Origin of the sequence: Puniceibacterium sediminis, from assembly GCF_900188035.1 — a bacterium.
GTDB lineage: Bacteria > Pseudomonadota > Alphaproteobacteria > Rhodobacterales > Rhodobacteraceae > Puniceibacterium > Puniceibacterium sediminis.
On the sequence record NZ_FZNN01000022.1, the window covers coordinates 49,072 to 57,306 of the forward strand.

At 62.2% G+C, this 8,235-nt stretch carries 9 protein-coding genes; 6 read left to right on the plus strand and 3 right to left on the minus strand.

The window, feature by feature from the left end; genetic code table 11:
* Positions 1-78 precede the first annotated feature (78 nt).
* Genes CHB75_RS18400 through cobU form a run of 3 tightly spaced genes read left to right on the plus strand, consistent with a single transcriptional unit; the run spans position 79 to position 2,947 of the window.
* Positions 79-966, plus strand: a complete 888-nt coding sequence (locus CHB75_RS18400; RefSeq protein WP_245841065.1) for an ABC transporter substrate-binding protein — start codon at positions 79-81, stop codon at positions 964-966.
* Complete coding sequence (locus CHB75_RS18405; RefSeq protein WP_089273211.1) at positions 963-2,444, plus strand: cobyric acid synthase; 1,482 nt, start codon at positions 963-965, stop codon at positions 2,442-2,444. The genes CHB75_RS18400 and CHB75_RS18405 overlap by 4 nt, the downstream gene beginning before the upstream one ends.
* Positions 2,441-2,947 (plus strand): bifunctional adenosylcobinamide kinase/adenosylcobinamide-phosphate guanylyltransferase, encoded by a 507-nt coding sequence (gene cobU, locus CHB75_RS18410; RefSeq protein ID WP_089273213.1) that lies wholly within the window; start codon positions 2,441-2,443, stop codon positions 2,945-2,947. The genes CHB75_RS18405 and cobU overlap by 4 nt, the downstream gene beginning before the upstream one ends.
* A 154-nt stretch (positions 2,948-3,101) precedes the next feature.
* Here cobU and minE read toward each other — a convergent pair whose 3' ends face one another.
* Genes minE through minC form a run of 3 tightly spaced genes read right to left on the minus strand, consistent with a single transcriptional unit; the run spans position 3,102 to position 4,962 of the window.
* Positions 3,102-3,365 (minus strand): cell division topological specificity factor MinE, encoded by a 264-nt coding sequence (gene minE, locus CHB75_RS18415; protein ID WP_089273215.1) that lies wholly within the window; start codon positions 3,363-3,365, stop codon positions 3,102-3,104.
* A 2-nt stretch (positions 3,366-3,367) separates the two neighbouring features.
* The gene (minD, locus tag CHB75_RS18420) at positions 3,368-4,219 is read right to left on the minus strand and encodes a septum site-determining protein MinD (RefSeq protein WP_089273217.1); all 852 of its coding nucleotides are present in this window, start codon (positions 4,217-4,219) and stop codon (positions 3,368-3,370) included.
* Positions 4,216-4,962: a septum site-determining protein MinC gene (gene minC / locus CHB75_RS18425; protein ID WP_342745319.1), complete on the minus strand. Its 747-nt coding sequence runs from the start codon at positions 4,960-4,962 to the stop codon at positions 4,216-4,218. Before minC ends, minD begins: the two co-directional genes overlap by 4 nt.
* A 238-nt stretch (positions 4,963-5,200) precedes the next feature.
* Here minC and CHB75_RS18430 point away from each other — a divergent pair, with 238 nt between their 5' ends.
* From CHB75_RS18430 to CHB75_RS18440, 3 genes are read left to right on the plus strand one after another with little or no spacing between them, the layout of a single operon-like run.
* The gene (locus CHB75_RS18430) at positions 5,201-5,617 is read left to right on the plus strand and encodes a CopG family transcriptional regulator (RefSeq protein WP_089273221.1); all 417 of its coding nucleotides are present in this window, start codon (positions 5,201-5,203) and stop codon (positions 5,615-5,617) included.
* Positions 5,618-5,650: 33 nt separating this feature from the next.
* Positions 5,651-6,727, plus strand: coding sequence for an extracellular catalytic domain type 1 short-chain-length polyhydroxyalkanoate depolymerase (locus tag CHB75_RS18435; protein ID WP_089273223.1), 1,077 nt, complete (start codon positions 5,651-5,653; stop codon positions 6,725-6,727).
* Positions 6,727-7,845 (plus strand): C45 family autoproteolytic acyltransferase/hydrolase, encoded by a 1,119-nt coding sequence (locus CHB75_RS18440; RefSeq protein ID WP_089273225.1) that lies wholly within the window; start codon positions 6,727-6,729, stop codon positions 7,843-7,845. The genes CHB75_RS18435 and CHB75_RS18440 overlap by 1 nt, the downstream gene beginning before the upstream one ends.
* The last annotated feature ends 390 nt before the right edge of the window (positions 7,846-8,235 follow it).

Sequence of the window (8,235 nt, forward strand, 5' to 3'; positions counted from 1 at the left end):
AGTTCGCTTGGTGTTGTGTCCTGTCGCGCAAAAGGTCATCTGGTGGCCATGACTTTGACAGGCGACAGGAATCAATCCGTGCGCAAAGGCACCACAGCTCAGTGTCGATCCCGGACCGTCTTTGCCCGGGTCACCAGCGCGGCACGCACCATTGCATGGACGCTGTTTGCGACGCTGCCTGCCGGGGTCTGCGCCGCGGACACCCTGCCAAGGGTTGTGTCGATGAACCTGTGTACCGATCAGCTTGTCCTGCTTCTTGCCGATCCCGATCAAATCCTGTCGCTCAGCCGGTTGGCGGGTGATCCGCGTTCGTCGTCGATGATGGCAGAGGCCGCAGCCTATCCACTGAACACTGGCGCGGCCGAGGAAATCTTTGCGCTGAACCCCGACGTGGTCCTGGCCGGGCGCTATTCTGACCCAACGGTGCTGGCCATGCTGCGCCGTCTGGGTCTTCGGGTCGAGCAGATCCCGATCACCGCCGCGCTGAACGAGATCCCGGAACTAATCCGAACGGTGGGTGCGATGTTGCAGCAAGATTCGCGGGCAGAGCGACTGGCGGGTGAAGTCGCCCCACGGATCGCAGCCTATGGCACCCCTTCTCCGGATGCCCCTGTGGCGGCTTTTTTCTATCCCAACGGCTATTCACTGGGTGCGGATACGCTGAGCCATGAGATCGTGTCGGCGGCCGGTTTTCGCAACCTGTCCGAGGCGTTGGGGATGACCGGTGGCGGTCGGTTGGCGCTGGAACAACTGGTGGCACATGCGCCGGATGTCCTGATATCCGCGCCGCGTTATCCGGGTCATTCGCGGTCCGAAGACCTGTCCTTTCACCCGGTGCTTGCGCGCTATTCCGATGAGGGCAGGCTGATTTTCAGCACCTCGGACTGGGTGTGCGGCACGCCCTTCAGCCTGCGTGCGGTCGACACAGTGGCAACGGCGCGTGCGGCGTTGGAGCGTGATCAATGACCGCGCGCGCCATCATGATTCAGGGCACCGGGTCAAACGTGGGCAAGTCGATGCTGGTGGCCGGGTTGTGCCGGGCGGCCTTGCGGCGGGGGCTGTCCGTCGCGCCGTTCAAGCCGCAGAACATGTCCAACAACGCTGCCGTGACCGAAGACGGCGGCGAAATTGGTCGTGCGCAGGCGCTGCAGGCCATCGCCTGCGGCAGGGCGCCCAGCGTGCATATGAACCCCGTCCTGCTGAAACCCGAAAGCGATACTGGATCGCAGGTTGTTGTTCAGGGTAAGGTGGTCAGCCGACTTGACGCCCGCGACTTTGGCCGTGCGCGAGGTGCCCTGCTGGCGCCGGTGTTAGAAAGTTTTGCGCTGTTGGCCGAAACGGCGGATCTGATCATTGTCGAAGGTGCTGGCAGCCCGGCCGAGACGAACCTCCGCCGGGGTGACATCGCCAACATGGGTTTTGCCTGTGCCGCCGGGGTGCCGGTTGTGCTGGCCGGTGATATCGACAGGGGCGGCGTGATCGCGCAGATTGTCGGGACCCATGCGGTTCTGGACCCGGAAGATGCGGCCATGGTCGCGGGGTTCCTGATCAACAAATTCCGTGGTGATGTTTCCCTGTTTGACAATGGCTATACCGATATCGCCGCGCGCACAGGCTGGCGCGGGTTCGGCGTGCTGCCGTGGTTCGCGCAGGCGCATCTGCTGCCTGCCGAGGATGCTGTGGATCTGGCCCGGGCCAAGGGCAACGGTGCATATCACATCGCCTGTCCGATGCTGTCACGCATCGCAAATTTCGATGACCTTGATCCGCTGGCGGCAGAGCCTGGTGTGCGGCTGACAATGGTTCCGCCGGGCAGCCCGTTGCCCGGTGATGCGGATATGGTTATCCTGCCGGGGTCGAAATCGACGCGTGGTGATCTGGAGTTTCTGCGCGTGCAGGGCTGGGACATTGATCTGTTCGCGCATATCCGCCGGGGTGGCCGGGTCCTCGGCCTGTGTGGCGGTTACCAGATGCTTGGCCAGCGGATCGACGATCCAGATGGGCTTGAGGGCGCACCGGGGTCGGTCGCCGGTTTGGGATTGCTGGAGGTCGATACGGTGATGGCAGCAGACAAGACGCTGACCCGCGTTTCGGCGCAACACGCACCCACAGGTGTCGGATTTTCCGGGTATGAGATCCATATTGGCCGTACCACCGGCCCGGATTGCGCGCGGCCCTTTGCCCGGATCGGGAACGATCTGGATGGCGCGTACTCTTCTGACGGGCAAGTCAGCGGCACCTATCTGCACGGGCTCTTTTCCGATGACGCCTTTCGCGCGGCTTGGCTGGCCGAGCAGGGGGCCACGGTGGGGGCAACCTGCTATGGCGACACGATCGAGAAAACGCTGAATGCCCTTGCCGATCATATGGAGCGGCATCTGGACGTCAGCGCCATATTCGATGCCGCTGCCATTGTCCGACCCTCTGACGGAGGTCTTTCATGAGGACACTCGCACTTGTCACCGGCGGGGCCAAATCCGGCAAAAGCCGCTTTGCCGAGGGGCTGGTGCGCGGTATAGGCGACCGGCTGGTCTATATCGCCACCGCCGAGGCGCTGGATTCCGAGATGGAAGAGCGCATTGCTGCCCATCTTGTCCAGCGTGGGGCCGGGTGGCACACGGTGGAAGAGCCGCTGGATCTGTGCGGCGCGTTGGTGCGTAGCGACGGACAGGGGCCGCGGCTGGTGGACTGCATGACGCTCTGGCTTTCGAACCTGATGATGCAGGACAGAAATGTTGATGCTGAATTGGACGCGCTTCTGGAGACGCTGACGGCTCAGGTGAGCCCGGTGGTGATGGTCACGAACGAGGTCGGATCAGGCATCGTCCCGGCGACGGCGCTGGGACGGGTTTACCGCGACAGATGCGGAGCGATGAACCAGAGGCTCGGGGCCGTCGTTGACCGGATCGATCTGGTTGTCTGTGGACATCCGCTGCGGGTGAAGTAGCGACTTGCCGCAGTTGGCAGCAGAACCCTGACGCACAGTTCGCCGTTTGGGTACAGCACCTCGCCTGCGGTTTCAGTCGAGGTTGATCTACGGCTTATCCAATGGGGCTGTCCGGACAGTGAGATATATCACTGCCCGGACAGGATTATGCGCTTTAGGCCTTTTCCGTGCTCGGAAACTCGATGTTGATCTCAAGGCTCGACCATTCATCGCCGCGATCCATCTTGATCTCGACGGCGTCCTTGTCGATCTTCATGTGCCGACGGATCACTTCGAGGATGTCGCGCTGCAGTTCCGGCAGGCAATCGGGACCCGATCCGGCGCTGCGTTCATGCGCGAGAAGGATCTGCAGGCGGTCCTTGGCGGTCTGCGCCGATTTGGCCTTGCGGGGGCGGGGGCGGAAGGTGAAACCGAACATCGTTACGCCGTCATCCCGAAAAGCCGCTGCAGCAGGCCGGGGCGCTTGTCCGATTCAACCCGCATTTCGACCTCTTCGCCCGTCAGACGCGCCACGGCGTCCATATAAGCTGCCGAAGCCGGCGAAGGTTCGTCCATCGTGACCGGCACACCTTCGTTGGAGGCGCGCAGAACGGCGGTGCTTTCCGGCACGATGCCCAGCAGCGGCACGGCAAGGATTTCAAGCACATCCTCGACCGTCATCATCTCGCCTTTGGCGATGCGGTTCGCGTCGTAACGCGTCAGAAGGACCTGCGCCTTGATCGGCTCGGCGCCGGGGCGCTCGGCGCGGGCTGTCTTGCTGCTCAGCAGGCCAAGTACACGGTCGCTGTCGCGCACCGAAGATACTTCGGGGTTGGTCACGACCACGGCTTCGTCGGCAAAATACATTGCCAGATGCGCGCCGCGTTCGATCCCGGCGGGGCTGTCGCAGATGATATAATCGAACTCCTCGCGAAGTTCGTTCAGCACTTTCTCCACGCCCTCCTTGGTCAGGGCGTCCTTGTCGCGGGTCTGCGAGGTGGGCAGAATCGACAGATTCTCAAGGCGCTTGTCTTTGATCAGCGCCTGTTTCAGCCGGGCATCGCCCTGGATCACGTTGATAAAGTCGAACACCACGCGACGTTCGCAGCCCATGATCATGTCGAGGTTGCGCAAACCCACGTCAAAGTCGATCACAACCGTCTTGTGGCCCAGCATGGCAAGGCCAGCGCTGATGGCGGCGGCCGAGGTCGTCTTGCCCACGCCGCCCTTGCCCGAGGTGATCACGATGATCTTGCCCTTTGCCGGGGTGTCTTGTTTCAATTGCGATGTCATCCGAGTGTCTCCACACAAAGGCGTTCATCCTGGAGGAAGACTTGTACGTTGCGTTTGTGGACCTCGTGCTCCAGGTTTTCACTGGTCCGGTACAGGCCTGCGATGGCCAGAAGTTCGGCATCCAGGCTCTGGCAGAAGATCCGCGCGCTCAGGTCGCCATGACATCCAGCCATGGCCCGTCCGCGCAGGGTGCCGTAAACATGGATATTGCCGCGCGCGATCAGTTCGGCACCTGACGCGACGGGGCCGATCACCACCAGATCGCCATGATCCGCAACCACTGTCTGACCCGACCGCACCGGCGTTGTCACGACACGGGTGGCGGCGGATGGCGTTCGTTCGGTGGTGCGGCGGCGATCCGGCCGTTCGTCCCGCAACGGGGCGTCGCGCCCGGGGGGGACGGGGATTAGACCAGCCTCAGTCGCGGCGGCCAACTGTGCGTCGCTGGCATTCTGCACACCGAAGGCCATGAATTTGCGCGCCTTCAGGTTTTCGACCAGCTGCCGCAAATCATCGGGATCTGTCAGACCTTCGGCCCCGTCCAGATCAAGGATCAGCGGTGCATCGACCAGAAAATGCGGCCTTTGGCGCAAGAGGTCGTCCAATCCGGCGTAAAAGGCGTCATCGGGCGGGCCGCCATCGACCCGCAGCGCGACAGCGGTCAGAAACCGGCCACGAATCTGGATGGGCCGCACCGAAGTGCGCGCCTCTGCTTGACGTTCCATTGGATCATCTACTGCCACGTTCAACTGCTGCTCCTGCTCAGGGCCTGCCGCAGATTCGAGTCTGCCGCGTTTTCGCCGTGTCTAGTCCCAAGGGCCCGTGCGGTCCACCACCTGTTTCCCAGTTATTTGGCTTTGGCAGACTCATGCCGGTGGGTTCGAGTCCGGCAGGCGGAAATCGGGGGGGTGAGAACGGCATGCCTCTTGTAAGGATGCTGCACGGCATCCATATACCATCCATACGGATGGAGAATTGAACATGAGCAACGTTCGGCAACTGCGGGACAAGACCCCTGATAGCGAAAAGATCACCATAAATCTTGGGTTTGTGGATTTGGGGCGGATCGACCTGCTGGTGCAGGAAGGATTCTACTCCAACCGCAGTGATTTCATTCGCACCGCGATCCGCAACCAGATCGAAAGCCACGGCGAAACGGTGACCCGCTCGATCGAACGTCACACGATGGAGCTGGGGTTGAGGGACTTTTCCGCAGCGGATCTCGAATCGGCCAAGGCCGCCGGAGAGATCCTGCACATCAAGGTTGTGGGGCTGGCGCGGATCGCGGCGGACGTAACCCCGGAACTTGCGCTGCAAACCATCGGATCCCTGACCGTGCTTGGTGCGTTGCAGGCAAGTGCGGATGTCAAAAAGGCCCTTGCCGACCGAATTCTCTGAAAGCTGAAACCGATCACCAAGACTGGATATAAGATGAAAAGAACCGTTGGCGCACCGCGCTCGACGACAGAAGATGCACGCTCAGCGCATGTGTCCGCCGCAAATGACCTCGTAAACCGTACGCTCGCCCAACATGGTCTGGCATCACCTGCCGGATTTGGCGGCGCGACGATGCAGGACACTCTGCAGTCCATGATGTCGAAACTGCAGGGGATGGGCGGCGCCTTTGGGCAGTCAACCTCTGGCGTGACGATCGAGGGGATGTTGCCCGGCAGCTATACCTGCTCCGCCGGAACCCGCCGCTATCGGACCTATGTGCCAAAGTCGGCGGATCAGGGCGCAAGCGGCTTGGTCGTCATGCTGCATGGGTGTACGCAGAATCCCGAAGACTTCGCTATCGGCACGGGCATGAATGCCCTGGCGGAAAGGCATGGATTTGTTGTGCTTTATCCTGAACAATCGCGCGGTGACAATGCACAGTCCTGCTGGAACTGGTTCAGCATTGGTGATCAGCGCCGCGACCGGGGCGAACCGGCCATTCTTGCCGGGATGACCCGGCAGGTCGCGCAGGAAAATGAGGTGCCAACCGGCCGGGTCTTTGCCGCAGGCCTGTCCGCCGGGGGGGCGATGGCCGTCATTCTGGGCGAGACCTATCCGGAAGTCTTTTCCGCCGTTGGCGCCCACTCCGGCCTGCCCGCCGGGGCCGCCCGCGACGTTGCATCGGCCTTTGCGGCGATGGCCGGGAACGGTCCCGATCTGGCCACACCGGTGGCAGGTACGCAGACCGTGCGAACGATCGTCTTTCATGGCACGGCGGATGCCACAGTGCATCCCATGAACGGCGAGCGGATCTATCAGCACGCCCTGAACCGTGGTGCGGCGCAGACACTGCATTCCGATGCAAGCGGCAGCACGGGGGGGCGCAGTTACCAGCGCAAAACCGTTACCGGGACGGATGGGGCGGCCATGCTGGACTACTGGGTCATCGACGGGCTGGGCCATGCCTGGTCTGGCGGGCAGGCGGCGGGAACCTATACCGACGCGGGCGGCCCGGATGCCAGTGCCGAGATGGTGCGGTTCTTCTTCGAGACCGACCGGGGAGCTGTCTGATGGCCAGCATGTCCCTGACCTTTGATGCGGTGAACGAGGCGACTCCGGGTCCGAAATGGCTCGCGCGGTGGAACCGGTCCTGGCCTGCTTACGAGGCCTGGTTCCTCGGGCGCGGCGGTGACGCGGGCCCATCCGCAGCTGCCAGCCGCGACGCACTGCAAAAGCATATGCCGGAACTGGTCCCGGTCTATGACCGGCTGGTGGCGCTGACCGGGGGCGGCGACAGGGCGGCCCGTTTCCTGTCGACCTGGTGCCCGCCAAAATACCTTGGCGGCTGCTCGCTCGCCGCTATGGCCGATGGGGCTGAAGTGCGTCTGGTGCGCAACTACGACCTGTCCCCGGACCTGAACGAAGGCCTGCTGCTGCGCACCGAATGGGGCGGTCGGGCGGTCATGGGCATGGTCGAATTCCTTTGGGGCCTGTCTGACGGGATCAACGATGCCGGTCTCAGCGTGGCGTTGGCCTATGGCGGGCGGTCGTGTACCGGGCCCGGGTTCGGGATCACCACGATTCTGCGCTATGTGCTTGAGACCTGCGATACCGTTGCCGGTGCGCTGAAGGTTCTGCGGCGCGTGCCATCGCACATGGATTATAACCTCGTGCTGGCCGATGCGTCAGGCGCGACAGCCAGTGTCGAGATGATTGCCGGCGGCGGAATGCGCCTGATGCCCCGGGCGATTGCAACCAACCACCAGAGCGGGTCTGACCTGCCGGATCGGGCGCCTTTTACCCGGACCTACGAACGCCACGATCACCTGTCAAAGTTGAGGGTCGCGCCAGACGCCCTTAACCGTCAGTTCCTGCAGCACCCCCTGCATCAGGACCGCTACGGCGAAGGCTTTGGCACCCTGTTCACAGCCGAATATAACCCAGCGACGGGTGGCATCTGTCTGCACTGGCAAAATGCGCGATGGGAGCAATCCATTGATGCCTTTGAGGAAGGCAGCCGCGTCGTGGACTATGCCCGCGGGCACGCCTTTGATGCCGCGCTGAACGATTTAGCGACGCAGGAGGCCATGCCCGACTGGAGCCGTGCAGCCCAGATCGACTGGCAGGCGCTGGCGCGTGACTACGCCAACGGCTGCGGTCGAGAAGTGCACAGCTACTTGCCTCACTGAGAAATTTCTTCAAAGCATCATGGGGTGGCTCCGGTCTGAGAAGGGGGCCACCTAGCGCTGATCCCGGCTGGGGACTCAATTTTTCGGGCGGAGCATGCGATTGTTGGCAGAAAGACCTGCTTCTATATGCCATAAAATCATTTGTTCAGCGGGCTTTCGGTACTGTGCGATGGTGTCGTGCCGAACGGCATCCAATGCTCCGCGCGGGAAGGAAATCTCTTCCTTGGAGCGGTGGCGGCGTCACTGATCGGGCTGCATTGACAATCCCTACTATAACAGTAGGTTTTATGGTCTGAAGGGATTGTGGCTTGTTTTGGCTGCGCGCCCCGGGTTTTTTATTGTGATGCTGACGGAGCTCTGATGGACGCCTATCTGACATATGCCAGGGAT